Here is a 26,438-nt window from a genome sequence, read left to right as displayed (position 1 = left end):
GCAAGCGCCCCCTCCCCCGTTCTCCTCCCCGGGCCATGGCCTCAGCGGCGCGGGCCGCGCTGCCGGTTCAGCGCCAGTTCCTCGGGCGAGAGCTGGAAGCCCAGCAACACCTGCCGCTGCGCCGCCTCTCCCGGGGTCGCGGCGGGGATGCGGATGGAGATCTCCTCGCCACTGGTCTGCACCCGGTTCACATTGGCCGGGAATTCCACCGCGGCGGTGTAGTTCGCCTTGGCCAGGATGCGCCCTTCGTCCGCCGTGGTGACGGCCACGAAATAGGGCAGCGACGCCGTCCGGGTCGTGGCGGCGGGCCCGCGCTCGGCCGCCATGGCCAGGCGCAGCGTCACGTCCAGCCCCTTGTGCCCTGGCGCATAGTCGCACTTGGCCTGATAGCCGGTCAGCCGCGCGTCCAGCACCATGGAGGGGATGTCCCGCCCCGGGCCGCGATAGCGGGTGAGGTCCGCCGCCTCGCCCAGCAGCGAGACAGCCGGGCAAGGCGCCATGGCATTGGCCAGGGGATTCTTCGAGTCCGTGCTGCCGCAGCCGGCCAGCGCCAGGGCCACGAGAAGGGCGGGTGCCCCCCGGAAAGCCACGCCCCCGAAAGACAACCCCGGGCGCCCTGCGTGAAAAGCCATGCTATACTCCCCCTGTCCCAGGCGCCCGGGGATCGCTAGGTTGCGCCTGCCCCCGGCCGGGTGACCATCTCCCGGTGCCTGCCGCCACGAACTGGCACGAGAGACGCCCGACGCCAACATGCCCCACGACATGCCCGCCCACGCCCCCCTCTCCCCGCCGGTCACGGACCGCCCCGCCGCTGCCGCCACTAGGCCGCCCCTGACCGTGCTCCTTGCCGGACCACGCGGCTTCTGCGCCGGGGTGGACCGGGCCATCAAGATCGTGGAGGAGGCGCTGATCCGCCGCGGCGCCCCCGTCTATGTGCGCCATGAGATCGTGCACAACCGCTTCGTGGTGGAACGGCTGGAGGCCCTGGGCGCCGTCTTCGTGGAGGAGCTCTCCGAGATCCCCGACGACGGCCAGCCGGTGGTCTTCTCCGCCCATGGCGTGCCGAAATCCGTGCCCGCCGAGGCGCAGCGTCGCGAGATGTTCTTCCTCGACGCCACCTGCCCGCTGGTGAGCAAGGTCCATCGCGAGGTGGAGCGCCATTCCGCCACGGGCCGCCACATCCTGCTGATCGGCCATGCCGGGCACCCGGAAGTGGTCGGCACCATGGGCCAGCTCCCCAAGGGCTCGGTGACGCTGGTGGAGGATGCCGCCCAGGCCCGCACGGTGCAGCCGCCCGTGGGCGTGCCGCTCGCCTTCACCACCCAGACCACCCTCTCGGTGGACGACACGGTGGAGATCGTGGCGATCCTGCAGGACCGCTTCCCGGACATCTCCAGCCCAACCAGGGAAGACATCTGCTACGCCACCACCAACCGGCAGGCGGCGGTGAAGGCCATCGCCCCGCGTGTCGAGCTGATGATCGTGGTGGGCGCTCCGAACTCCTCCAACTCCGTGCGGCTGCGGGAGGTGGCGGAGCGTGCCGGCTGCGCCCGCGCCATCATGGTGCAGCGTGGCCACGACCTCGACCCGGCGTTGGCCGAGGGCGTCGCCTCGGTGGGCGTGACCGCGGGCGCCTCGGCGCCGGAGGTGCTGGTGGACGAAGTGCTCGACCGGCTGCGCACGCGCTTCGACCTGAAGATCGAGGAAGTCGTGGTGGCGCGCGAGAACATCACCTTCAAACTTCCGGCTGCGCTGAAGGACTGATGGCCGTCTACACCGAAGTGACGGAGGCGGCGCTGGCCGCCTTCCTCGCCGGCTATGCGATCGGCGAGCCCCTCTCCCTGCGCGGCATCGCGGAGGGCGTGGAGAACAGCAACTTCCTGCTCGACACCACCCATGGCCGCTATGTCCTGACGCTCTACGAAAGGCGCGTGGACCCGGCGGAACTGCCCTGGTTCCTCGGGCTGATGCGCCACCTCGCCGCACAGGGCGTCGCCTGCCCGCAGCCCGTGCCCGGGCGCGACGGGGAGGCGCTGCGCGAGCTCGCGGGCCGCCCGGCGGCGATCTGCACCTTCCTGGAGGGCGCCTGGCCGCGCCAGGTCGCCCCCGCCCATTGCGCCGAGCTTGGCCGCGCCATGGCCGGCCTGCACGCGGCGGGCCGTTCCTATGCGGCGGAGCGGCCGAACGCCCTGGGGCCCGCCGCCTGGGCGCCGCTGCTGGACCGCTGCCGCGACGGCGGGGACGCGGTGCAGCCCGGCCTCTGCGACGAGCTGGCGCAGCATCTGGGCCTCATCCTGCGCGAATGGCCGAACCTCGCAGAGTACGGCACCCTGCCGCGCGGGCAGATCCATGCGGACCTCTTCCCGGACAACGCCTTCTTCCAGGGCGGGCACCTGACCGGGCTGATCGACTTCTACTTCGCCTGCACCGATCTGCTCGCCTACGACCTCGCGATCAGCCTGAACGCCTGGTGCTTCGACGCGGATCTCCGCTTCGTGCCGGAACGCGCGGCGGCAATGCTGACCGCCTACGAGGCCCTCCGCCCCCTCACCCCGGCGGAGCGCGCCGCCCTGCCCGTGCTCTGCGCCGGGGGGGCGATGCGCTTCCTGCTGACGCGCCTCTACGACTGGACCCACACGCCGCCCGGCGCGCTGGTGACGCGCAAGGACCCGCTCGAATACCTCGCGCGGCTGCGGCACTTCATGGGCCACAGGGCCCTTCCGGGGATCTTCGCCCATGCCGGCTGACAGCGCGACGATGGAAGACACCCAGGAGGCGTCCCAGGGGACCGAGGTCGAGATCTGGACCGATGGCGGCTGCAAGCCCAATCCCGGCCCGGGCGGCTGGGCCGCGATCCTGCGCTACAACGGCCATGAGCGGGAGCTGAGCGGCGGCGACCCGGCCACCACCAACAACCGCATGGAGCTGACGGCGGCGGCGCAGGCGCTGGAGGCGCTCCGGCGCCCCTGCAAGGTCGTGCTGCACACGGACAGCGAATACGTGCGCAACGGCATCTCCCGCTGGGTGCATGGCTGGGTGCGCAACGGCTGGAAGAACGCGGCCAAGGAGCCGGTGGCGAACTACGAACTCTGGCAACGCCTTCTTGCCGCCGCCAAGCCGCACGCCATCGAATGGCGCTGGGTGCGCGGCCATTCCGGTGACCCGATGAACGAGCGCGCGGACGTACTCGCCACCGCGGCGCGGAAGGCCATTTCCGGCAAGGGCTGAAGCCGCCTCGCCGGAAGGACGCCTTCCGCCTCAGCCGTAGCCCTTTTCCTCGCCCCGTCGGCGTTCCGCCTCGGCCTCCGCGGCGGACTTGTCGGTGACGGAAGCACCGGCTGCCGCCTCCCCGGACGTACCCTCCCCGGCCGCATCCGTGGAAGCGGCAGCCGCCCCGCCCTGCCCTTCCTCCGCCGGGTGGAAGTCGAACTCCCCCCGGCCGCTCTGCCACTGCTGCACCGTCAGCACCCGGGCGCCGCCCTCGCTGCCATGCGGGCCATGCACCACCCCGGCGGCGAAGGTCAGGAAGCCGCCAGGACCGAAGCTCTCGCCATTCTCGGTCAGGTCGCCCTCCAGCACATAATGCATCTCCGAACCCGCCTCGTGGAAATGCGCCGGGATGCGGCCGCCGGGCGGCAGGTGGATAATGGTGGTGACGACGCCTTTCTCCTGGTCCTCGTTCAGGATCTGCACGCGGAACTCGCCCTCGGCGCCAGGGATCTCGAAGACGACCGGCGCGGCGGCATCGGCCGCGAGCTTCAGGGGACTCTGTGACATATGGCTTCCTCCGCCTTGGGTCGCCGGAAGCTGGTCACGGATCGCCATCGCGCCAGACGGAGGGCGGCTTCACGGTTGCAGGAGAAGGCGGGCCGTTCAGCCCCCCGCCAGATGCTCCCGCAGGCGCGGCATCAGCTCCACGAGGTTGCAGGGCTTGTGCCGGGCGTCGAGCTGGAAGCGGAGGATGTCGTCCCAGCCGTCCTTCACCGCCCCGGTGCTGCCCGGCAGGGCGAAGAGATAGGTGCCGTCCGCCACGCCGCCGATGGCGCGGGACTGCATCGTGGAGGTGCCGATCTTGGCATAGCTCAGCATCCGGAACAGCTCGCCGAAGCCGGCGATCTCCTTCTCCAGCACGCGGGCGAAGGCCTCCGGCGTCACGTCGCGGCCGGTGATGCCGGTGCCGCCGGTGCTGATCACCACATCCACATCCGGATCGGCGATCCAGCGGCGGAGCTGCGCCTCGATGGCATCGGCCTCGTCGCGCAGGATCTCCCGCGCCACCAGCCGGTGCCCCGCCGCCTCGACCCGCGCCGCCAGCGTGTCGCCGGACCGGTCGCTGGCGCGGTCGCGCGTGTCGCTCACCGTGAGCACCGCGATGTTCACGGGCAGGAAGGTCAGGCTCTCGTCGATCGGCATGGCGGCATCCCCATCACGTCACTCTCCGGCCCCTGCTTACAGGCTTCCAGGCTTCGTTCCCATGCGCCGCCGCGCCGTCACCCCCGCTGGCCCGCCCCGAACCGCCACCACAGCAGCAGGGAGGCAAGAAAGGCGCCCAAGGCGAGAAGGGTGCCGAGGCCCATGGCCCAGCCCGCGCCCAGCCCCTCGATGACCGGCACATAGGCCAGCGGCGCGACGGCGGACAGCAGCAGGCCAGGGGTGATCAGCGCTCCGGCGATCCGCCCATAGGCACGATGGTCAAAGAGAACCAGCGGCAGGGCACCGCGCGTGATGGTGGTCAGCCCGTTCGCCGCCCCGTAGAGGAGCGAGAAGAGCACCGCCACCGTGGCCGAGGTGCCGCTCCACAAGGCCAGCACGAAACCGAGGGCGAGGCCGCCCGTGGCGAGCAGGTTCAGGCTCAGCGCGCTCATGCGGCTGCCCGACAGGATCTCCGCCAGCCGCGCGGCGGACTGGCCGATGCCGCGCAGCGTGGCCACCCAGACCGCCGTTGCCAGCCCCAGGCCCAGCCCGGAGAGCAGCGTGATCATATGCGCCGACATGGCCGCGTTCAGCACGCCGATGAGCAGGACGATCGCGGCGTAGAGCGCCCCGGCGAGGCGGCGCTCGCCCCCGTCCCGTGCCAGCGCCGGGGCGGCGGGGGCATCCGGCCCGGCCCGGAAGGGACCGGCGCGGCCGCTGGGAATCAGCAGGTGCAGCGGCAGGGTCAGCAGCGCCGCCCCGGCATAGGCGAGGCACGCGCCGCGCCAGCCGAGATGCTCCGCCAGCAGGTGGCCCAGCGGCCAGAAGACCGTGGAGGCCAGGCCGCCCAGCAGGGTGATCTGCGACATCGCCCGGCGTGCGCCCGCCCCGCCGATCCGCGCCAGGGCGGCGAAGGCGGCGTCGTAGAGGGTCAGGCGCATGGCCAGCCCCAGCACCGCCCAGGCCGCGTAGTAGCCCACCACCTCCCGCGCCAGGGCCAGGCCGAGGCAGCCCAGAGCCAGGAGGACGGAGCCGAGGCCCATCACCCGGCGCCCGCCCTGCCGGTCCATCATCCGCCCGGCCAGGGGGGAGACGAGCCCCATCACCAGCAGGGACAGGGCGAAGCCGCCCTGCACCCTCGCCATGCCCCAGCCGAGATCGGTGGCGATGCGCTCACCCAGCACGCCGATCAGGTAGTAGCTGACACCCCAGGCGATGAGCTGCGACAGGCCGAGCGCCCAGACGGTGCGCCGGGGGACGGCAGGGGGAACGGCGGCGGCCAGGGTCACGGGCGCGGCGCCGGGGCATCGGGCAGGCGCACGGCCCCCGGCCCCAGGGCGCGCTGCATCAGCACGGAATCCAGCCAGCGCCCGTGCTTGAAGCCGACATCGGCCAGGATGCCGATGGTGCGGAAGCCCAGCCGCTCGTGCAGGGTGCGGGAAGCCTGGTTGCCGCTGTCGCCGATCACCGCGACCATCTGGCGCCAGGGACCCGCCTCGCAAAGGGCGATCAGCCGGGACAGCAGCGCGCGGCCTGCCCCCTGCCCCTCGCGCCCAGGGGCGACATAGATGGAATCCTCCAGCGTATGCCGGTAGGCGGGCCGGGCGCGGTAGAGCGAGGCATAGGCATAGCCCGCCACCTCCCCGTCCCGCTCCGCCACCAGATAGGGCAGGCCCAGCGCCAGCACGCCCTGCCGCCGCGCCGCCATCTCCTCCAACCCAGGCGGCGCTTCCTCGAAGGAGGCGCAGCCGTGCAGCACATGTTGCGCGTAGATCGCCTGGATCACGGCGAGATCGCCGTCATGGGCGGGGCGGACGAGGAAAGGGAGGGGCGTCATGCGGCGGTGGTCCGAAGGAACATGGCCGGACTCTTCCATCCCCCGGCACCATGAGGGAAGCTTTGCCCTCTCATGCAGAGCATCAGGAAAACTTTGGGATGCGCGATCTCAGCCTCGACCAGCTCCGCAGCTTCACCGACGTGGTGGAACTGGGCAGCTTCTCGGCCGCGGCGGAACGGCGCGGCCTGACCCAGCCGGCGATCAGCCTGCAGCTCCGCCAGCTCGAACGCCGCCTCGGCGTGCGGCTGATCGAGCGCGTGGGCCGGCGTGCCGGGCCGACCGCGGCCGGAATGGCCCTGCTCGCCCATGCGCGGCGCATCGAGCGGGCGGTGGGCGAGGCGCTGGAGGAACTGGCGCCGCATGCGGCGGGCGTCGCCGGGCGGGTTCGCATCGGCACCGGCGCCACCGCCTGCATCTACCTGTTGCCGGATGTGCTGCGCGGGCTGCGGCAACGCTTTCCGGCGCTGGAGATCACCGTCCGCACGGGCAACACGGCCGAGGTGCTGAAGGCGATCGAGGAGAACGCGCTGGATCTCGGCCTCGTCACCCTGCCCGCCCCTGGCCGCGCCTTCGCCGTCACCCCGGCCCTGGCGGACGAGTTCCTGCTCTTCTCGCCCCTTGCCTCACAGCCACCCGCCATCCCGCTGACGCCGGAGGCCGTCGCCGCCCTGCCGCTGGTGCTCTACGAACCCGGCGGCCATACGCGGCGGGTGGTGGACGAATGGTTCGCGGCCGCCGGGCTGCACCCCGTGCCCAGCATGTCCCTGGGCAGTGTCGAGGCGATCAAGGAACTGGTCGGCGCCGGGCTGGGCCATGCCATCCTGCCTGGCATGGCCTGGCGGGACAGCGACGCTCCGCGCCTCTCGGCCCGCTCCCTGGTGCCACGCCTGGAACGCCAGCTCGCCCTGGTGCTGCGCCGGGACAAGCCGCGCCATCCGGGGCTGCGGGAGATGCTGCGGGCGCTGGAGGCGTGTTTCGCCAGCCGGGGTGGCCGGTAGCGGCAACCGGTCAGGCTCGCACCTGCACCGCTCGCCAATTCCGCGTCAAAGGCGGAGCGGCGCCAGCCTATTCGGGCTCGATGCCCGCTTCCTGTGCGATCCGCGCGTTCCGTTCGGCTTCCACCCCGATGAAGCGGACGAAGGCGGCGCGGTCCTCCGCCAATGGCTCGGCCCCCTGTTCGGCGAGGCGTGCCCGGATATCCGGGTCGCGGGAAAGGGTCTGGACCGTGGCATTGAGCCGGTCGGCTTCCGCGGCCGGCCATCCCTTCGGCGCCCAGAGCGCGTACCAGAGTGTGAAGTCGAGCCCTGGCATGCCCTGTTCCGCGATGGTGGGGATGGCGGGAGCACGCGCCACCCGGTTCGGGCCGAGGATCGCATAGGCGCGCAGGCGCCCGGCCTCCACATGCGGCCAGGCGGAGCCGAGCGGCGCCACCATCAACGCCGTGTTGCCGGACAGCACATCCGTCAGCGCGGGCGCGGTCCCGCGATAGGATACGACCAGGGCATCGGCCTTGGCCTCTCGCTTGAAGCTCTCCGTCGCGAGGTGGCCCATGGAGCCCAGCGCGGAATTGGCGAAGGAGAAGCGATCCGGCTGCTTCCGCATGGCGGCCACCAGGGCCGCGACGCCACCCTCCGGCGTGATCCGGGGATTTCCGACCAGCACCATCGGCGCGACGGCCAGCCGCGCGACAGGCGTGAAATCCGCCACCGGATCGTAGGGAACCGACCGCATCACGCGGCGGGCCATGAGGTGGATATCCGCGTTGACCAGGAAGGTCTGTCCGTCCGGGCTCGCGCGCGCGACCTCGGCGGCACCGAGGGTGTTGTTGGCACCTGAGCGGTTCTCCACGACCCAGGTCTGATCCGTCATCTCGGCCAGCCGGGTCGCGTAGATCCGCCCGATCACGTCGATGGCGCCGCCCGGCGCGGCCGGGACAATGAGGCGCACGGTGCGGCGCTGGGCCCGCACCGTGCCGGGGAGAAGGGACAGGAGGGCAATGGCCCCGAGAGGGCGGCGTGCGATCCGCATGATGCGTCCTCCCTCAGATGCCGCCGAAACCGGCGCGGGCACGGAAATAGGCCCAGGCACGGTCCAGCGGTCGCTCGCCCATCAGCATCCTGGCCGTCATCTCCGTCTCGCCTTCCGTCAGGAAGCGCGGCGTGCCCATGGCCATGGCGCGGGACTGCAACTCGGCATTGTCCTTCATGCGGACACAGACGAAGACCACGGCAGGCAGGGACTGCGCGGCGCAGGTCGCCCCGTGGTTCCGCAGCAGCACCGAGGTGCCGCCACCCAGGGCCCTGGCGAGGCTGTCGGCGCGCGGAACATCGTCGATCAACATGTTGGTGTCGCCGAACTCGTCACGACTGTCCCAGACCGGCACGGGACCGCCAAGAACGGCGGCCATATGGAAGACGGGCCGCAGTGGGACATCCGTCACCGTATAGGGCAGCACGGCCGGGCAGTGGTGATGGACGGTGGCCTGCACATCCGGCCGCGCGGCGAAGACGCGCGCGTGCAGCACGCTCTCCAGATAGGGCCGCAGGCCCCTGGGATCGACCGGCACGCCATCCAGCGTGAACTCCAGCAGATCGTCGCGCGTGACGATTTCGGGCGAGCGCGAGCGTGAAAGGAAGAAGCGGTCGGGACGATCGGGGTGGCGGACCGCGACATGGCCGAAATCGTCCAGCACGCCCTCATGGGCGAGAATGCGGTTGGCGATCACCAGATCACCCAGCAGAGCGTGTAGGTCCTGCGCCATATCGGACGTCCCTTCCCTGTTCCCGTCGGCCAGTGACTGACCGACGATCCTTCCGGTCACCCTGTCCGATCTTTGAAATAACGTATGCATAAATTAAGTACACTGTCAATCCGTCGGCGTTCCGGTATTTCCCTCGGGCAAACGGCCCGCCAGCCAAGGGCGTGCAGGCGCAGGGAAGGCGGATGTCCGGCACCGGTGATGCGGACCACGATCGCCGAAGCCCTTATCGCAGCACAAAAGGTGCAGGCGAACTCCGCCATCGGACCGGGGATGGCCCCTGACGGCACTCGCAGAGGCGCTGGGCCGTTACGGGCCGGCAGCCTGGATCACCATCGCCATGAGGTGCCGCAAAAGACCCGACCGCCACCTCCGGCAGCACTCACGGACTGGGGAATGCGCCGCGTCCGTCAGCGCGGCCCCGCGGGCAGGAATAGTGCCATGGCCCTCAGCGCGCCGAGACCTTCCGCAAGGCGGCACCCCCGGCCGGCGCGGCGCCCGCGCCGGGAAAGCGTGGGAAGGCGCCCGCGGCCAGCGCCTCCAGGCTTTCCGCCGGCAGGCCGAGGCGGCTGGCATAGATCCAGGAATAGGCCAGCACACGCTGCACGTAGAGCCGCGTCTCGGGGATCGGGATGGCCTCGATGAACAGGAAGGGATCGTCCCGGTACTGGGTGTTGGGCTGCCAGCTCTGCAGGCGCCCCGGCCCGGCATTGTAGGCCGCCAGCACCCGGATCAGCCCGCCCTGCGTCGCTTCGTGCGAAGCCAGGTGCAGCAGGTAGCGCTGGCCGAGCTCCAGCCCGAAGGACGGGTCGTGCAGCCGCTGTGCCCCGGCGGCGGTGCCGAGCGAGGAATCGCCGGTGATGAAGGAGGCCGTGGCCGGCATCACCTGCATCAGCCCGCGCGCGCCCACGGGCGAAACGGCACCGGCATCGAAGTTCGATTCCTGCCGCGCCATGGCATAGACCAGCGCCGGATCGACCCGGAAGCCGCCGAGCGGCTTCAGGTTCGGCACCGGGAAGCGAGCGAGATCGCGCGGCCTGCCATCCGCCGTCTGCGCCAGCCCGGCGAGCTGGGCGGCGAATTCCGTCATCCCCGCCTGCGTCGCCACGGCGAGCGAGGCGCGCGCCAGGGTCGGGTTGCCCTGCACCGCAGGCCAGAGGCGGCGCAGCTCCTGCTCCGCCCGCTCCTTCTGCCCGATCTGCAACAGCGCCAGCGCGCGCCAGCCGCCGGCGGTCTCGGCCAGGGCGGCGGACTCGGCCTCGCCGTTCACGTCCTTCTCCCAGGCGAAGTCGGTCTTCAGGCCCAGGGCGCGGCGGGCCACGAGGCCGTAGAAGGTGCGGGGCTCCTGCGCCGCCTGCAGCATCCAGGAGACATAGAGCTGCGGCTGTCGCGCCCGCACGGCAGCCCGTGCCGTCCAGAAGGCGGCGGCGGATCGCAGCACGGCGGGCGCATCGTCGGCCCGCGCCGCCGCCTCGAAATAGGGCAACGCCACGTCGAAGACATTGCGCCCCCAGGCGGCCAGCCCGGCCACGAAGGCGGCCTGGGCATGGCTGGGGCTGCCGCGCACCGCCTGGGCGGCGATGCGGAAGGCTTCCTCGTCCTGCCCCGCCTGGAACAGCGCCAGCGCCACATCGGCCTGGAGCAGCGCGGCATAGGCCGGGGTCATGCCGCGGGTGCCGTTGATCAGCCGCAGCGCCCCGCTGGCATCCCCGGCCGCCGCGCGGTCGCGCACGCTGCGGTCCAGCGCCGGGTTGCGCGCCACGTTGCGGGCGGCGGGCATGCTTTCCTCGGGCACGATGTCGGTGGCCGAGGAAAGCGTGGCATCGGGCGGCGGCGGCGGCAGGCTGGCGCCGCGCGGGCTGCGCTCCACCAGCAGGGCATAGACCCGCGGTGCCTCGGGGTGGTCCGCATGGGCGGCGAGCCAAGCCTGCAACTCGGCCGGCTCCGGCGCCGGGCCGATCCGGCGCAGCCAGCGGTCGGCCAGGACATGGCCGACCAGCCGCCGGTCCTGCAGGAACTCGGTCTCCACCCCCGCGCTGGCGGCATCGCCGCGCGCCTGGAAGTCGAAGATCCGCCGCAGCCGTGCGGCGTCGGAGGCGGCCAGCGGCTCGGGCAGGCCGATGGCGGTGCCGGGACGGACCGCGGGAGCCAGGGCCACCTCACGGTTGCCGGGCAGCGGTGACGAGGCGCCGGTGCGGGTCTTGCGCTGGCCGCCGGCCTCCTCCCGCGCCGCGGCGGCATGGGCGGGCTTGGCGTGGAAGGCCACCGGCACGCCGATGGCGGTGGTGGCGAAAAGCAGCAGGCCCAGGTGAGCCATACGCTGGGCCACACGCCGGGCCATGTGGCGGATGCTGTGCCGGGGACGGTGGCGGGCGGCGCCGCGAGCGCGCCGAGGTAGGTCGGAAAGGCCCTCTTGTTTCAAGGTCCGTCGGCGATGAACTCCCATGCCGGAGCGGTTAACGGAGGCGTGAGGCCAGTGACAACCCTCTTTCGATGAGAAACGTCTCATTGATTGAGACGTTTGGCCGGAAATCCTTTGCCGCACTGGGCTTTCCGACTTCACAAAATCGTTATACGAGCTTCGCCCCGCAATACGCGAATCGAGTCGTTCCGGTTTTGCCCGGCTCTCAGAACCCCTTGGGGACTTCGCCATCCAGGGCGCGACGCAGCATGAGCAGGTCCTGCCAGGCCTCCCGCTTGGCCGAGAGCTGCCGCAGCAGATAGGCCGGGTGCAGCGTCGCCAGGGCGGGCACCGTGCCCAGCCCCTCGATCTCCAGCCGGTGCCATCGGCCCCGCAGGCGGGTGATGCCCTCCCGCGCACCCAGCAGGGCCTTGGCCGCCGTGCCGCCGAGCAGGACGACATGCCGCGGGCGTGCCAGGGCGATATGCCGCCGGGCGAAGGGCAGGAACAGCGAGACCTCCGCATCCGTGGGCGTGCGGTTCCCCGGCGGGCGCCAGCAGAGGATGTTGGTCAGGTAGAAGTTGCGGGTGCGGTCGAGGCCGATGCTCGCCACCATGCGGTCCAGCAGCCGCCCCGAGACGCCGACGAAGGGCTTGCCCAGCCGGTCCTCGTCGGCGCCGGGGGCTTCGCCGATCAGCATCAGCCCGCTTTCCGCCACGCCGTCCGAGAAGACGATGTTGGTCGCCGTGTCGCGCAAGCTGGCGTCGAAACGCTCCATCGCCGCCTTCAGCGCCTCCAGGCTGTCCGCCCCGGCCGCCAGATCGGCGGCGCGCAACGCGGCGGGGGCCAGCACCTCGGCCGGGCGGGGCGCCGGGCGGCGCGGTGCCGGGGACGGCGGCGCGGCATCGCCGGGGAACAGGCCGCCACTGGCTTCCTCCCTGGCCCCCGCGCTGCTCCCTGCGTCCCGGACCGCCCCCGCCACCCGTCCGGGCGCGGACCAGGCGGTGGAGCTGGCCGCCACGCCGGGCGTGGCCGCTTCCGGCCTGGGCACGGTCCGGTCCCGGGGCGCCGCTTCCAGCGCCTCGTCCACCCCCCAGCCCAGTTGCAGCGACAGCGCCGCCAGCAACGCCTCGCGTAAGGCGTTCCCGTCCTGCTGGGTATCCGCGGCGTCATCCATGGGGGCTGATATCGGCCCGGGACGGGGTTCCGTGCAACCGGGGGCGAGGCTACACCCTTGCCTCTGGATATAAAGAGAGCGGAGGGCGCGGAACCTTGGCCGAACGCGAGGCAATGGAATTCGACGTGCTGATCGTGGGCGCCGGGCCGGCCGGGCTCGCGGCGGCGATCCGGCTGAAGCAGGTGGCACCCGATGCGACGGTCTGCGTGGTGGAGAAAGGCTCCGAGGTCGGGGCGCATATCCTCTCCGGCGCGGTGATCGAGCCGCGCGCCCTGGACGAGCTGCTCCCCGACTGGCGCGACGACCCGCCGGCCCTGGCGACACCCGCCACCGACGACCGCTTCATGCTGCTGACCGCGAAGCGCGCCTTCAAGCTGCCCACGCCGCCGCAGATGAACAACCACGGCAACTACATCGTCAGCCTGGGCAATGTCTGCCGCTGGCTGGGGGCGAAGGCCGAGGCGCTGGGCATCGAGATCTATCCGGGCTTCGCCGCTTCCGAGACGATCATCGAGGATGGTCAGGTGAAGGGCGTGGTGGCCGGCATGATGGGCATCACGCGCGACGGCGAGGAAGGCCCGAACTACCAGCCGGGCATGGAGCTGCGCGCCACCTACACGCTGTTCGGCGAGGGCTGCCGCGGATCGCTGACCCGCAGGCTGGAGGAGGTCTTCGACCTGCGTGCCGAGGCCATGCCGCAGACCTATGCGCTGGGCATCAAGGAGCTGTGGGAGATCCCCAGGGAGAAGCACACGCCCGGGCTGATCTGGCATTCGGTCGGCTGGCCGCTGCCCAAGGACACCTATGGCGGCTCCTGGCTCTACATGCTGGGCGAGAACCTGGTCTCGATCGGCTTCGTGGTCGGGCTGGACTATCCCAACCCCTGGCTGGCCCCCTTCGATGAGTTCCAACGCTTCAAGACCCATCCCGAGGTGCGGAAGTTCCTCGAAGGCGGCAAGCGCATCGCCTATGGCGCCCGCGCGCTGAACGAGGGCGGCTGGCAGGCCGTCCCGCGGCTCGCCTTCCCCGGCGGGCTGCTGATCGGCGATGGCGCGGGCTTCCTGAACGTGCCCAAGATCAAGGGCACGCACCTCGCCATGAAGAGCGGCATGGTGGCGGCGGAAGCCGTGGCGGAGGCCCTGGCCGGCGACCGCCGCGCCGTGCTCGACGCCTATCCGCGCGGCATCCGGGAAAGCTGGATCACCGAGGAGCTGAAGGGCGTGCGCAACATCCGCCCGGGCTTCGCCAGGCTCGGCTTCTGGGGCGGCATGGCCAATGCGGCGCTCGACACCTATGTCTTCAAGGGCAAGGCGCCCTGGACGATGAAGCACCATGCGGACCACGAGACGCTGCGCGACGCCAGCAAGTCCGAGCGCATCCGCTACCCGAAGCCGGACGGGGTGCTGAGCTTCGACCGGCTTTCCAGCGTCTTCCTGAGCAACACCAACCACGAGGAGGACCAGCCGGTCCACCTGAGGCTCAAGGACCCGTCGCGCTGGAAGGCGGTGAACTGGGACCGCTTCCGATCCCCCGAAAGCCGCTACTGCCCCGCCGCGGTCTATGAGGCCGTGGGGCCGGAGGCGGAGCGCGAGCTGAAGGGCGAGCCCGACCCGCAGGCCGTGGAAGGCCCCGGTGGCCAGAACGCCGAGGTCGAGGCCGGGGATGCCAATGTGCGCCTGGTGATCAACGCGCAGAACTGCGTCCACTGCAAGACCTGCGACATCAAGGACCCCACCCAGAACATCGTCTGGACCACCCCCGAAGGCGGCGGCGGCCCCAACTACATCGGCGGGATGTAGGCCACCCGGGCGTCACGCTTCCACCAGCCGGGTTGGGCGTCACGTCCGGCGTTGCGCCGTCCCGGGTGAAAGGCGCTGCCTTTCCCCCGCCCCCCTATCCGCCAGGACCCTGAGGGTCCTGGACCTCCCCTTCGCTGGCGCCTGTTGCCGGACGGATCGCGCCGGAGAGCCATGCTCTCCGGCAGGATGCCGGTGCCTCCCGCGCGGTCATCGTATCCTGCTTTCCGGGAGCCCCACGTTTCCACCTGCTTCCGGGGACCGGCCCACAGACCAACGGCCATCACGGGCGCCGGCGAACCGGGTACAGGGCAAGCAGTGTCCTGGCGGAGTGGGGGTCCGGGCGGAGAGGCGGCGCCTCTCCGCCCGGCGGCCGGCCCCGGAGGACAACGCCGGAACGGGTGGATCAATCCACCGGCGGCAGGGGCAGGTCGCGGAAGGCCTTCCAGTCCTCGGGCAGCCGGGCGACGGCTGCCTCGCGCCGTGCCTCGGCCCATTGCGCCAGCCCGGCCATGGCGGGCGCCAGTTCCGTGCCACGGCGCGCCACCAGCTTCTCCGCCATGGCGATGGCGGTCACGGCGTCGTTCAGCCCGCCCAGATCCTCCTGCAATTCCTTGCAGCCCTGGAGGTAGCGCCGCAACGCCTTTTCGGGGCAGAGACCGGACAGGAACTCCAGGCCATAGCGCAGCCGCTTCAGTGCCTTTCGCAGAGAATGCAGCTCCTCCATCGAGCGGTGCCGGATCTTCCTGCCGCGCCGGCGGACCTTGCGGGCGACCCCTTCCAGCAACCCGGGCGCGACCTTGGCCAGCGGCTTGCCCACCGCCACGCCGCCCAGCACGGCAGGGTCCTCCGCCCAGCCGGCGAGGCCCAGCACCAGCGCGCCCAGCGCCGGCCGGCGCAGCTCCTCCAGCATGGCGGCATGGGCCTCCACCCGGCATTCCTCGGCGGCCGGACGCAGCAGGGCGACCCACTCTGCCGTGCCTTCTTCCTTGCCGGCCTCGGGCAGGGTCTCCTCGCAGAAGACGTCCCAGTCCCGTGCCGCGCCCAGGACCTGGCCCAGCCGCCTCAGCTCGTCCTCGAACCGGGCCGTGGCATGCGGCTCCAGCAGCGGGCCGAAAAGGCGCAGCGCCGCCCGCAGCCGGCGGATGGCGACGCGCATCTGGTGCACGCCCTCCATCCGGCTGCCATCCGCCGTGCCGGTCCGGGCCAGCGGCTCATTGGCCATGAGCTGGCGGAGGCAGGAGCCGATGATGGCCCGCACCGCCTCGGCCACCGTCATCTCCGGGCGCAGCACCACCTCGCCCGCCTTTTCCGCCCGGCGGCGCGGCGCCCTGGCGGCGATCTGCCATCCGCGCGCGGCCTTGCTCTCGGTGGACAGCAGCGCACCCGGCACGGCGAGCAGCACCTCGGAGGCCAGCCGGTAGAGCGCGATGGGGGAACCCTGCTGGAGTTCCATCTCCATTTCGCGGATCGGCTCGCGGCGCTTTCCGGCCCGGATCTCGCCCAGGTCCAGCACGGCCTCGATCCGCACGTCATCCGCAGGGGAGAGGTCGCAGCGCAGCCGCCGCACCCGCGTCTCGAAGACCGGCCTGAGGGCCGTCCCATCCGGCAGCAAGGGTTCGGCGGGCGTGCCGCGCAGCAGGGCGAGGTCCGGCACCTTCCCCTCGACCGGCGCTTCCCATTCGCCGCGTCCGAAGGTGCTGCCGTCGCTGGCGGTCTTCAGGGTCTGCAGGGTCCGCGCACCGCCCTGGCGCAGGCGCAGGGCCATGCCTTCCTTTAGCAGGCGGCGGTCCGCGGTGTCGAAATATGTGGTGATCTGGTGACGCTCGGCCGGGACCAGGCCGCGGAACGCATCGAGATCCGGAAAGGTGTCGCCATAGCCATCCGGCAGGAGGAGCTTGATCTCCAGCTCCCGCGGATTTTCTTCATCATGATCTGCCATCGTCCCGGCAGAATGTCATGGCGGCCACAAACGACCGAGGCCGTCTTCAAAATTTCAATAATCTGTCATCAAAGAGACGCACGGTTGTGCCCGTGCGTCTCTTTTCGCGGCTGTCAGGCCGCCACGGCTTCGGCGGGGCTGTTGCGCTTCAGCACCGCGACGGCGAGGCCGGTGATCACCGTGCCGACCACGATGGCCACGAGATAGCCCAGCGGGTTGCCCACCGCCCCGGGGATGCCGACCACGAAGATGCCGCCATGCGGTGCCCGCAACGTGCAGCCGAACAGCATCGACAGCGCGCCCGTCACCGCCGAGCCCGCGATCAGCGCCGGGATGACGCGCAGCGGGTCCTTGGCCGCGAAGGGGATCGCCCCCTCGCTGATGAAGGCGAGTCCGAGCACGAACGCCGCCTTGCCCGCGTCGCGTTCCTCCTGCCCGAAGCGGTTGCGGGCGATGAAGGTGGCCAGCGCGATGCCCAGCGGCGGGGTCATGCCGGCGGCCATGATCGCCGCCATGGGGGCATAGGTCTCGGTGCCCAGCAGGCCGACGCCGAAGGCATAGGCCGCCTTGTTCACCGGCCCGCCCATGTCCACCGCCATCATGGCACCGAGGATCAGGCCCAGCAGCACCGCGTTGGTGGTGCCCATGGAGCGCAGCGTCTCGGTCAGCCAGGCGAGCAGCGCCGCGATCGGCGTCCCGACCACGTAGATCATCAGCATGCCGACGATGATCGAGCCGATCAGCGGGATCACCAGGACCGGTTTCAGCCCTTCCAGGCTTTCCGGGAAGGGCAGGCTGTCGCGCAGCCATTTCGCGACATAGCCGGCCAGGAAGCCCGCCGCGATGCCGCCCAGGAAGCCGGCACCTACGAGGTTCGCCAGCATGCCCCCGACGAAGCCCGGCGCCAGTCCGGGCCGGTCGGCGATGGAGAAGGCGATGAAGGCCGCCAGCACCGGCACCATCAGCGCCAGGGCCGACTTGGCGCCAATGTTGAAGAAGGCCTCGGCCAGCGAGCCCGGCTCCTTGAAGGCCTCGATGCCGAAGGCGAAGGAGATGGCGATGCAGAGGCCGCCCGCCGTGACCAGCGGGATCATGTAGGACACGCCGGTCATCAGGTGCTTGTAGGCACCGCGCCCGGCACCCTTGCCCGTGGGCTTGGCCGGGGTGGGCGCCGCGCCCGAGGCCGCCGCGCCACCCTGGGGCTCGGCGACAAGGGCGCGCCGGATCAGGTCCTGCCCGCCGCGCAGCGCCTCGTTGGTGCCGGTGACGACAATGCGCTTGCCGTTGAAGCGGGCGGTGTCCACGCCCGTGTCGGCGGCGATCACCACCGCGTCGGCGGCGGCGATCTCCTCCGGCGTCAGCTGGTTCTTGGCGCCGACCGAGCCCTGGGTCTCCACCTTGATCTCGTGGCCCAGTGCCTTGGCCGCCTTTTCCAGCGCGGCGGCGGCCATGAAGGTATGGGCGATGCCGGTCGGGCAGGCGGTGATGCCGACCAGCTTCCTCGGGCCGGCGGCCGGGGACGCCCCAGGGTTTGACCCAGGGTTTGACCCAGGGTTTGATCCAGGGGCTGCCACAGGGGCTGCGACAGTTCCCGGCGCGGCAACGGGCGGCGCGGGCGGGCGCGGCAGGCTGCCCAGCGCCGAGGCGGAGCGCAGCGCCGTTTCCGGATGGCGGATCGCCTCCACCACAGTGGTGGCGATCAGCGGCTTGCCGGCGAAGCGCGCCGCCTCGGCCGTGGCATCCCCAACCAGGAGGATGGCATCCGCCTCCCCCGTCGGGCTCCCCTCGCCCGTATCGAGCGACAGCTCGACATGGCTCCTCTCGGCAGCCTCGCGCAGCGCCTCGGCCGCCATGGCGGCGTGGGGCGGGCTGGCGGCATGCCGGATCACGGCGGTCAGCCGGGTCATGCAGTTGTCCCCCTCAGGACTGAATGGCGCCGGACAGGCCGCCTCCAGCCGGTACCGCCCGGTGGAGAAAGCCTGCCCGTGACACCTGGATTACAGCTTCTCGATCCGCACGGCTTCGGCAAGCCGTTCGATCATGGAACGGTCCGGCATCCCGCCTGGGGGGCGGGAAACGGCGGCGGCGGCGCAGGCGGTGGCGAGGCGCGCCATGGCCTCCGGCGCCAGCCCCTGGGCCAAGGCGGCGGACAGGCCCGCCACCATGGAATCGCCCGCCCCCACCGTGGTGGTCAGCGGCACCTTCGGCGGCGTGGCCCAGAGCATCCCTTCCGGCAGGGCGAAGAGCGCCCCCTCCCCGCCGGCGGAGACGATGACGCGGGCGATGCCCCGCCCGCGCATTTCCGCCGCCGCGGCGACCACCGAGTCGCGATCCGCCAGCCTGCGGCCGAGCAGCGCGCCCAGCTCGTCGCGGTTGGGCTTGATCAGGTCCACCCCGGCGGCCAGCGCCGGCTCCAGCGCGGCGCCGCTGGTGTCCAGCAGCACCGTCCGCCCGGCGGCGCGCTGGGCCTTCGCCAGCACCGCCCAGGCATCGGGGCCGAGGCCGGGCGGCAGGCTGCCGGACAGCACCACGATGGCCGGGGCGATGGCGTCGAGCCGCGCCAGGACGCCTTCCAGCGCATCCGCCGGCGCCTCGGGCCCCGGGGTGTTCACGTCGGTGACGCGCCCGTCGCCGCTTTCCACCAGCTTGACGTTGATGCGCGCCCGGCCCGGCACGCGATGGAAGGCGTCCTCCACCCCCATCCCGGCGAGGTAGCGGGCATAGGCATCCGCATCGAGGCGCGGCATCAGCCCCGTCGCGGCGCTGCGCTGCCCCAGCACGGCATGCATGGCGGACACGTTCACGCCCTTGCCCGCCGGGCGCATCTCCGCCCCCCGGGCACGGTTCACCTCGCCCGGCTCCAGTCGGCCGAGCGTCACGGTGAAGTCCATCGCCGGGTTCAGCGTGACGGTGGCGATGGCCTCGCCCTGGCTGGCTTCAGGCGGCATGGGCCATCTCCCGCGCCACGGGCAGGGCCCGGACCTCGGCGGCGGTGGCGCAGTTCAGCGCAGTGCGCGCCAGGCGCTCGGCCTCGTTGCGGCTCAGGCCGCGGATCTGCGCCTTCAGCGCCGCCACGTTGGGGATGGAGACCGACAGCTCGTCCACCCCGAGGCCCACCAGGATCGGCGCCGCCACCGGATCGGCCGCCATGTTGCCGCAGACGCCGACCCAGCGGCCCCGGGCATGGGCGGCCTTCACCGTCATGTCGATCAGCCGCAGCACCGCCGGGTCCAGCGCGTCCGAGCGCGCGCCCAGCGTCGGGTGCAGCCGGTCCACCGCCAGCGTGTACTGGGTCAGGTCGTTGGTGCCGATGGAGAAGAAATCCGCCTCGGCCGCGAGCTGGTCGGCCATCACCGCGGCGGCGGGGACCTCGACCATGATGCCCACCTCGACCGGCGGGGCGACCAGGGCGCGGCGCTCCTCCTCGATCAGCGCTTTGGCGGCGCGCAGGTCGGCGAGCCCGTCCACCATCGGCAGCATGATGCGGATGTCGCCATGCTTCGCCGCCCGCAGCGCGGCGCGGATCTGCGGCCGGAACAGCTCCGGATTGGCGAGACAGAGGCGCAGCCCCCGCAGGCCGAGGAAGGGATTGGCCTCGGCCGGATGGCGCACGAAGCGCAGCGGCTTGTCGCCGCCCGCATCCAGCGTCCGCAGCACCACCGGCAGCCCGCCGAAGCCCTCGGCCAGCTTGCGGTAGATCTCGAACTGCTCGTCCTCGGTCGGCGGCTCGGCGCGGTCGTCGAACAGGAACTCGGAACGCACCAGCCCCGTCCCCTCCGCCCCGGCGGCCACGGCCTCCACCGCCTCCTCCGGCTTGCGGCAATTGGCCGCGACCTCGACCCGGTGCCCGTCCCGCGTCACGGCGGGGCGGAAGGCGGCGGCCTTGGCGGCGGCGGCACGGTCGCGGCCGCTGGCGATGGCCTTCTCCGCCGTGGCGAGCTGCGCCGCATCCGGATCGGGGCGCAGCAGACCGCGGTCGCCATCCACGATCACCGGCGTGCCGTCCGGCAGCGCCATCACCGATGGCCCGGCGGCGACGATGGCCGGGATGCCCAGGGCGCGCGCCAGGATGGCGGTATGCGCCGTGGGCCCGCCCGCCGCCGTCACCAGCCCCACCACCCGCATCGGGTCGAGCCCGGCGGTCTCGGAGGGGGTCAGGTCCTCGGCCACCACCACCGCGCGCTCCGGCAGCGGCACGGAGATGTCGGGATCGCCGCTGGCGCCGGTCAGGCGGCGCAGCACGCGGCGGGAGACGTCCTTCAGGTCGTTGGCACGCTCGGCCAGCAGCGGGTCGCCCAGCGCCACCAGCGCCTCGGCGCGCGAGGCGGTCGCGCCATCCCAGGCGGCGGGGGCGGAGGCGCCCTTCTCGATGCGCATCCGCGCCTCGGCCAGCAGTTCCGGATCGTCCAGGAACTCCTCATGCGCGCCGAAGATCGCGGCGTGCTTGGCGCCGATGCGGGTGGTCATGTCGGCCGCCACCTGACGCAGCTCGGCCTTGGCCTCCACCAGCGCGCCGTCCAGCGCCGCGCGCTCGGCGGCCGGGTCTGCGGCGGTCTCGGCATAGCCCGCGCTCTCGGAGCGGTGGCGGAAGATCACGCCGATGGCCACGCCCGGGCTGGCGGGCAGGCCGGCGATGGCACCTTCCTCGGCCACCGGGGCCATGGCCTCCGGCGCGCGGTCGGCGGGGGCATGGTCGTCGTCCCCCTCCCCCAGCCCGGCGACGAAGCCGGCCCGCACCGCCTCCAGCGCCTCGGCGGCCTGGGAGCCACGGGCGGTGACGGTGAGCTGGGCATTCGCCCCGGCGCCGAGCTGCAGCAGCGAGATCATGCTCTTCGCATCCGCCCGGCGGTCGCCGTGGCGGATCTCGATGGCGGCGTCATAGCGCTTGGCGATGCCGGCCAGGGCGCGGGCCGGACGGGCATGCAGCCCGGCGGCGCCGGGCGCCTGCACGCCGATGGAGAAGCCCTCGCCCGAGGCTTCCAGGGAACCTGCCGGCGGCATGGCGGGGGCGGTGGCGGCCGGGGCCGCATCGGGGTCCAGCGTGCGCAGGATCAGCCCGGGATCGCGCGTGGTGGCGAGCCGCTCGGCCAGGGCGCTGTCGCCCAGCACCTCGGTCAGGCGGCGCAGCACCTCGATATGCTCGTCGCCCTGGGCGGCGATGGCCACCACCAGCCGGGCCTTGTCCTCCCCCCAGTCCACGCCCTTCGGCACCTGGAGCACGGAGATGGCGGTGCTGTGGATCAGGTTCCGGTCGTTGCGCTGCCCGTGCGGGATGGCGATGCCGTCGCCCAGATAGGTCTCGGCCTCGCCTTCCCGGCGCAGCATGCTCTCCACATAGGCGGGCGCGATGGCGCCCGTGTCCACGAGGAGCTGGGCGGCCTGCCGGATGGCCTCGTCCTTGGACCCCAGATTCGCGTCGAGGCGGATGCGTTCGGCGGAAAGGATCACGTGTGCTGGCATCCCTTGGTCACGATGTGGCGCCCGGAATCCGGCAGAGGTCCCGGGGAACCCGGTTCACCAGGTCCGCCCGTCCGCCGCCCGCCGTCCCCGTCGCCTGAACATGTCCTAAATGGCGGCACCGCGACAGGCAATTGGGACAATGCGCCACGGTAACGGGTGGCAGCTTTCCCCGCCCGCCCCGCTCCGGCGTTTCACGTCCTGGCCGCCCGTGGGGGAGGCGGAGCCTGCTCCCTCGGGACGGCGCAACGCCGGAGACGGCGCGCGTGGGCCGGGCGGCTCTGGACGCCTCCCTGCCAAGCCTGCCACCCTGGCGGTTCCGGTGCGGCGTTCCGCCCGGCCTGATTGCGGAATGGAGGACCGGATGCGGCGCCGCAGGCTCCTGGCAGGCTCCCTGGCGGCGGGGTTGGCCGCGCCGTGGCTCTCACGGGCGCGGGCCGCCTCGCCGGGCGGGTCCGTGCTGCGCTTCGTGCCGCAATCCGACCTTGCCGTGCTCGATCCGGTCTGGAGCACGGCCTATGTCACGCGCAACCACGCGATGATGGTCTTCGACACGCTCTACGGGCAGGACAGCGCCTTCCGCGCCCGGCCGCAGATGGTGGCGGGGCACGAGGTCTCGCCGGACGGGCTGGCCTGGCGCCTGACACTGCGGGACGGGCTGCGCTTCCATGACGGGGAGCCGGTGCTGGCGCGGGACTGCGTCGCCTCCATCCGCCGCTGGGGGGCGCGCGACGGCTTCGGCCAGACGCTGATGGCGGCGACGGAGGAGCTTGCCGCCGAAGGCGACCGGGTGATCCGCTTCCGCCTGAAGCGCCCCTTCCCGCTCCTGCCGGATGCGCTGGGCAAGGCGGGTTCCGCGATCTGCGCCATCATGCCGGAACGGCTGGCGCGGACCGACCCCTTCACCCAGGTCACGGAGATGGTGGGCAGCGGTCCCTTCCGCTTCGTGGCGAGCGAGCGGGTCGCGGGCTCGCGCGTCGTCTATGCGCGCCACGAACAATACGTGCCGCGCCCGGAGGACGAGGTGGGCGGCCCCGCCGATTTCACCGCCGGGCCGAAGCGGGTGCATTTCGACCGCGTGGAATGGCATGTCCTGCCCGATGCCGCGACCGCAGCGAATGCCATGCGGGCGGGCGAGATGGACTGGTGGGAGAACCCGACCGCAGACCTGCTACCGATGCTGCGCCAGGACCCGAAGCTCAACGTCGCGCAGCGCGATGTCGCCGGCTATGTCGGCTGCCTGCGCTTCAACCATCTGAACCCGCCCTTCGACAACCCGGCGATCCGCCGCGCCCTGCTCGGCGCCGTGTCGCAGGCCGACTACATGACCGCCGTGGCCGGTACCGATCCGGCCAACTGGAACGAGGGCGTCGGCTATTTCCCGCCGGTCTCGCCGCTGGCGGGCGATGCCGGGATGGCGGCGCTCACCGGCCCGCGCGACATCGCCGGGGCGCGCCGGGCGCTGGCCGAGGCGGGCTACAACGGCCAGAAGGTGGTGCTGCTCTCGCCTTCCGACTTCCCGACGCTGAAGGCTCTGGCCGATGTCACCGCCGACCTGCTGCGCCGGCTCGGGATGAACCTGGACGAGCAGGCGATGGACTGGGGGTCGATGGTCCAGCGCCTGCCCAAGCGCGATCCGGTCGAGGCGGGCGGCTGGAGCATCTTCGGCACCTTCTGGTCCGGCATCGATCAGATCAATCCCGCCGTGCACAGCTATCTGCGCGGCAACGGCACGGCCACCGGCTGGCCGCGCAGCGAGGCGCTGGAATCGCTGCGCGACGAATGGCTCGCCGCGCCGGACGCGGCGGCGCAGAAATCCATCGCCGTCCGCATCCAGGAGCAGGCCTTCCGCGACGTGCCCTATATTCCACTCGGCCAGATGATCGCCTCCACCGTCTTCCGGCGGGAGATCGTGGATGTCCCCAAGGGCTTTGTCCTGTTCTGGAGCACCCGCCGTGCCTGACGCACCACCACTGAACCTGATCACCGACATCGCCGGCATCACTGTCGGCCATGCCACGGACCTCGCCCTCGGCTCCGGCGTCACCGCCATCCTTTTCGCCGGCGGCGCCACCGCCGCGGTCAGCATGCGCGGCGGCGCCCCGGGCTCGCGCGACACGGAGCTGCTGGCGCTCGACAAGTCAGTGGAGAAGGTGGACGGGATCGTGCTCTCCGGCGGCTCCACCTTCGGCCTCGATGCCGGAACCGGGGTGCAGGCGGCGCTGCGGGAGCTGGGACGCGGGCAGAGCTTCGCCGGGATCACCATCCCGCTGGCACCGCAGGCCATCCTGTTCGACCTGCGGAATGGCGGCAGCAAGGACTGGGGCCGCTTCCCGCCCTATCGCGAACTCGGCTACGCCGCCGCGATGGAGGCCGCCGGGCAAGGCTCCGGCCATGGCTTCGCGCTGGGCAGCGTCGGGGCCGGGACGGGCGCCACCACGCCGCTGGTCAAGGGTGGCCTCGGCTCGGCCAGTCTGATGAGCGAAAGCGGCCATGTCGTCGCGGCCATCGTGGCGGTGAACGCGGTCGGCTCCCCCCTGGTCGGGGAAGGTCCCTGGTTCTGGTCGGCCCCCTTCGAGCGGGACGGGGAATTCGGCGGGCGCGGCCTGCCAAACCGCTTCACGCCGGACCACGTGCTGCCGCGCTTCAAGGGCGGCCCCGGCACCGCCACCACGATCGGGCTGGTCGCCACCAACGCCGCATTGACCAAGGCCCAGGCCGCGCGCCTCGCCAGCATGGCCGACGACGGGCTGGCCCGCGCCATCCTGCCGGCCCATGCGCCGAATGACGGCGACACGGTCTTCGCCGCCGCCACGGGGGAGGTGCCGCTGGCGAACCCGCTGCGCGACCTGACCCTGCTCGGCCATGCGGCAACCATCGCCATGGCGCGAGCAGTGGCACGCGCGGTCTTCGAGGCGACGGCCCTGCCCTATCCGGGGGCGCTGCCATCCTGGCGCGACCGGTTCGAGGGATAGCCCTCCGGCGGAAGCCCGGCGGCGTCAGTCGTGCGCGGCGTCCATCATGTGCCGCGCCGACAGCAGGGCCTGGAGCTGCGCGGCGCGGCCCTGCAACCCTTCGATCAGCGGCAGGGTCTGGGCGACCTCCCGCAGGCGCCCCATCTGTGCCGGGCAGGCATGGAACCGCTTCTCCTCCACATGCGGGAGCAGCGCATCCACCAGCAGCGCGACGAGGCTGCGGTAGCGCGCGGCCGTGCTGGCGCCCGGCCCGGCCCAGGCCGGCGCCGCGCCCCACCAGAGCACGTCCAGCAGCCGCTCCGGCGGCGTGGTGGCGAAGACTGCGCCGGTGACGGCGGTGACCGCGGCCAGCAGGGCCTGCTTCACCGTTCCCGGCGCGCCCTCGGCACCATCCACCACCTGGCGCAGATGCCGCAGCTCCTGCGTCAGCACCGCATCGGGCACCGCGCCGACGCGGGCGCCGACCATGGTGCCGCTCCGGTCGGTGAAGCCCTGCGGCGCCTCCAGCGCATTGACCAGCGGGTGGTACTCGTAGAGGCCGCTCCAGTCGAACTGGCCGCGGTAGAAGGATTCGTCGTAGCCCTTCGGCACGCCCAGGAAGCGCAGGCCGACATCGCGGCCGCTGCGCCGGATCTGGAACAGCGCGAGATCCAGCGTGTTCACCGGCCAGCCGAGATCCACCGCGCTCCAGAAGCCATCCACCGGCCCCTCGCCGGCCAGCGCGGCGGCATTGACCAGGAGATGCGTCGCCTGCCGCAGGTTCTGCACGTTGAAATGCCGGTCCGGCCCGTGCAGGCCGATCATTCCGGCCTCGATCCCCGCCTGGATGTCGGCGGCGATGATGCCGTTCTCCAGCACATGGGTGAAGCGCGTGACGGCAAAATGCGTCGCCTCCGCCCCACCTGCCCGCCCGGCCGCGGCATGGCGGGCGGCGCGCATCCACTGCGCCTCGGCCAGCTTCTTGGTGGCGGTGTAGACGTGGTCGGTCACATAGGCGAAGCACTTGCCGGTCGAGGAATAGACCGCCACCCGCACGCCATGGCGCTGGCAGGCCTCGATGACGTTGCCGCTGCCGAAGACATTGGTTTCCACCGCCTCGCGCACCACGGCCTCGGCCCGGCCGGGCTCGCGGATCGCGGCGAGGTGGAAGACCACGTCGGGCCGCGCCTCGCGGAAAGCGGCATCGAGAGCCGCCATGTCGCGGATATCGGCGGTGATGCCGGTGCCCTCGCCATGGTGCGGGGCGATATCGAGGTTGAACAGCGCGGCAGGCCCGAAGCCTTGCAACAACTGGCGCAGCCGCGTGCCGACGGAGCCGGAACCGCCGGTGACCAGGATCCGGCGCCCGGCCAGCCGCGCCGCCGCCGCGTCGCGGTGCAGCTCCACGTTGCGGGTCATGGCGAGTTCCAGCGGGTCCTCGTCCAGCCCGCCCTCGGCTGCCCTGGCGGCCAGGAGACGGCGCGTCAGGACCTTCAGGGCCTCCGTCGTCGCCGCGTCCAGGCCGGCGCGGCCATCGGGCGCCAGGGCGATGATTTCTTGAATCAGGTCAGCGCTGCTTTGCGGCATCGAATCAATCGCCCTGCTGGAGCAACGTGTCATGCACAAGGACAGTGCGGCACGAAGACTTTGTAACGCTCAGTTTCCGCAGTGCAGCATACATGGTCTCACCAAGTAAAGTCGTA

The 26,438-nt window shown here is 72.0% G+C and carries 21 protein-coding genes; 7 read left to right on the top strand and 14 right to left on the bottom strand.

Annotated features, from left to right (window positions below; translation table 11 throughout):
- Positions 1-41: 41 nt before the first annotated feature.
- Entirely contained in the window at positions 42-590 is a 549-nt protein-coding gene (locus CTJ15_RS21505) for a hypothetical protein (protein ID WP_126281933.1), read from the bottom strand.
- Between the two features lie 172 nt (positions 591-762).
- Between CTJ15_RS21505 and ispH the strand changes: the two genes are divergently transcribed.
- The 3 genes from ispH to rnhA are packed head-to-tail and all read left to right on the top strand — an operon-like array spanning position 763 to position 3,228.
- Positions 763-1,764, top strand: coding sequence for a 4-hydroxy-3-methylbut-2-enyl diphosphate reductase (gene ispH / locus CTJ15_RS21500; protein ID WP_085977410.1), 1,002 nt, complete (start codon positions 763-765; stop codon positions 1,762-1,764).
- Complete coding sequence (locus CTJ15_RS21495) at positions 1,764-2,747, top strand: homoserine kinase (protein ID WP_019461326.1); 984 nt, start codon at positions 1,764-1,766, stop codon at positions 2,745-2,747. The genes ispH and CTJ15_RS21495 overlap by 1 nt, the downstream gene beginning before the upstream one ends.
- A gap of 10 nt (positions 2,748-2,757) precedes the next feature.
- Entirely contained in the window at positions 2,758-3,228 is a 471-nt protein-coding gene (rnhA, locus tag CTJ15_RS21490) for a ribonuclease HI (protein WP_037249617.1), read from the top strand.
- A gap of 30 nt (positions 3,229-3,258) precedes the next feature.
- On the opposite strand, the gene CTJ15_RS21485 is transcribed toward rnhA, so the two are convergent.
- The 4 genes from CTJ15_RS21485 to CTJ15_RS21470 form a co-directional block, all read right to left on the bottom strand.
- A complete protein-coding gene (locus CTJ15_RS21485) occupies positions 3,259-3,777 on the bottom strand; it encodes a cupin domain-containing protein (RefSeq protein WP_193009630.1) in 519 nt (172 codons plus the stop codon).
- A gap of 96 nt (positions 3,778-3,873) precedes the next feature.
- A complete protein-coding gene (gene moaB, locus CTJ15_RS21480; protein WP_019461323.1) occupies positions 3,874-4,413 on the bottom strand; it encodes a molybdenum cofactor biosynthesis protein B in 540 nt (179 codons plus the stop codon).
- Positions 4,414-4,490: 77 nt separating this feature from the next.
- Entirely contained in the window at positions 4,491-5,702 is a 1,212-nt protein-coding gene (locus tag CTJ15_RS21475) for an MFS transporter (RefSeq protein ID WP_058389455.1), read from the bottom strand.
- Entirely contained in the window at positions 5,699-6,250 is a 552-nt protein-coding gene (locus tag CTJ15_RS21470; protein ID WP_027297129.1) for a GNAT family N-acetyltransferase, read from the bottom strand. The genes CTJ15_RS21475 and CTJ15_RS21470 overlap by 4 nt, the downstream gene beginning before the upstream one ends.
- 98 nt (positions 6,251-6,348) lie before the next feature.
- On the opposite strand from CTJ15_RS21470, the gene CTJ15_RS21465 reads away from it, so the two are divergent.
- Entirely contained in the window at positions 6,349-7,248 is a 900-nt protein-coding gene (locus CTJ15_RS21465; protein WP_058389456.1) for a LysR family transcriptional regulator, read from the top strand.
- A gap of 67 nt (positions 7,249-7,315) precedes the next feature.
- On the opposite strand, the gene CTJ15_RS21460 is transcribed toward CTJ15_RS21465, so the two are convergent.
- The 4 genes from CTJ15_RS21460 to CTJ15_RS21445 all read right to left on the bottom strand — a co-directional run bounded on the left by CTJ15_RS21460 (position 7,316) and on the right by CTJ15_RS21445 (position 12,586).
- Positions 7,316-8,278: a tripartite tricarboxylate transporter substrate binding protein gene (locus CTJ15_RS21460; protein WP_058389457.1), complete on the bottom strand. Its 963-nt coding sequence runs from the start codon at positions 8,276-8,278 to the stop codon at positions 7,316-7,318.
- A 13-nt stretch (positions 8,279-8,291) separates the two neighbouring features.
- Positions 8,292-9,011, bottom strand: coding sequence for a class II aldolase/adducin family protein (locus CTJ15_RS21455; protein WP_019461318.1), 720 nt, complete (start codon positions 9,009-9,011; stop codon positions 8,292-8,294).
- Between the two features lie 445 nt (positions 9,012-9,456).
- Complete coding sequence (locus tag CTJ15_RS21450) at positions 9,457-11,325, bottom strand: lytic transglycosylase domain-containing protein (RefSeq protein ID WP_226946020.1); 1,869 nt, start codon at positions 11,323-11,325, stop codon at positions 9,457-9,459.
- A 310-nt stretch (positions 11,326-11,635) separates the two neighbouring features.
- Positions 11,636-12,586: a uracil-DNA glycosylase family protein gene (locus CTJ15_RS21445; protein WP_075823218.1), complete on the bottom strand. Its 951-nt coding sequence runs from the start codon at positions 12,584-12,586 to the stop codon at positions 11,636-11,638.
- A 113-nt stretch (positions 12,587-12,699) separates the two neighbouring features.
- Between CTJ15_RS21445 and CTJ15_RS21440 the strand changes: the two genes are divergently transcribed.
- Positions 12,700-14,385, top strand: a complete 1,686-nt coding sequence (locus CTJ15_RS21440; RefSeq protein WP_075823219.1) for an electron transfer flavoprotein-ubiquinone oxidoreductase — start codon at positions 12,700-12,702, stop codon at positions 14,383-14,385.
- A gap of 403 nt (positions 14,386-14,788) precedes the next feature.
- Here CTJ15_RS21440 and CTJ15_RS21435 read toward each other — a convergent pair whose 3' ends face one another.
- The 4 genes from CTJ15_RS21435 to ptsP form a co-directional block, all read right to left on the bottom strand.
- Complete coding sequence (locus tag CTJ15_RS21435) at positions 14,789-16,324, bottom strand: CYTH and CHAD domain-containing protein (RefSeq protein WP_099781978.1); 1,536 nt, start codon at positions 16,322-16,324, stop codon at positions 14,789-14,791.
- Between the two features lie 113 nt (positions 16,325-16,437).
- A complete protein-coding gene (locus tag CTJ15_RS21430; protein WP_075823449.1) occupies positions 16,438-18,231 on the bottom strand; it encodes a fructose-specific PTS transporter subunit EIIC in 1,794 nt (597 codons plus the stop codon).
- A gap of 90 nt (positions 18,232-18,321) precedes the next feature.
- Complete coding sequence (pfkB, locus tag CTJ15_RS21425; protein ID WP_099781977.1) at positions 18,322-19,272, bottom strand: 1-phosphofructokinase; 951 nt, start codon at positions 19,270-19,272, stop codon at positions 18,322-18,324.
- Positions 19,262-21,772, bottom strand: a complete 2,511-nt coding sequence (gene ptsP / locus CTJ15_RS21420) for a phosphoenolpyruvate--protein phosphotransferase (RefSeq protein WP_099781976.1) — start codon at positions 21,770-21,772, stop codon at positions 19,262-19,264. The genes pfkB and ptsP overlap by 11 nt, the downstream gene beginning before the upstream one ends.
- Before the next feature lie 373 nt (positions 21,773-22,145).
- Here ptsP and CTJ15_RS21415 point away from each other — a divergent pair, with 373 nt between their 5' ends.
- Positions 22,146-23,744: an ABC transporter substrate-binding protein gene (locus CTJ15_RS21415; RefSeq protein WP_226946019.1), complete on the top strand. Its 1,599-nt coding sequence runs from the start codon at positions 22,146-22,148 to the stop codon at positions 23,742-23,744.
- Positions 23,737-24,756 carry a P1 family peptidase gene (locus CTJ15_RS21410; protein ID WP_226946018.1) on the top strand — a complete coding sequence of 340 codons (1,020 nt, stop codon included), beginning with the start codon at positions 23,737-23,739 and terminating at the stop codon, positions 24,754-24,756. The genes CTJ15_RS21415 and CTJ15_RS21410 overlap by 8 nt, the downstream gene beginning before the upstream one ends.
- 24 nt (positions 24,757-24,780) lie before the next feature.
- On the opposite strand, the gene CTJ15_RS21405 is transcribed toward CTJ15_RS21410, so the two are convergent.
- Complete coding sequence (locus CTJ15_RS21405; protein ID WP_019461308.1) at positions 24,781-26,322, bottom strand: polysaccharide biosynthesis protein; 1,542 nt, start codon at positions 26,320-26,322, stop codon at positions 24,781-24,783.
- Positions 26,323-26,438: the final 116 nt, after the last annotated feature.

Source organism: Roseomonas sp. FDAARGOS_362 (genome assembly GCF_002754815.1).
In the GTDB taxonomy this organism is placed as follows: domain Bacteria; phylum Pseudomonadota; class Alphaproteobacteria; order Acetobacterales; family Acetobacteraceae; genus Roseomonas; species Roseomonas mucosa.
Note: the sequence above shows the minus strand (reverse complement) of the source record. Positions and strands in the feature narration are given on the sequence as shown.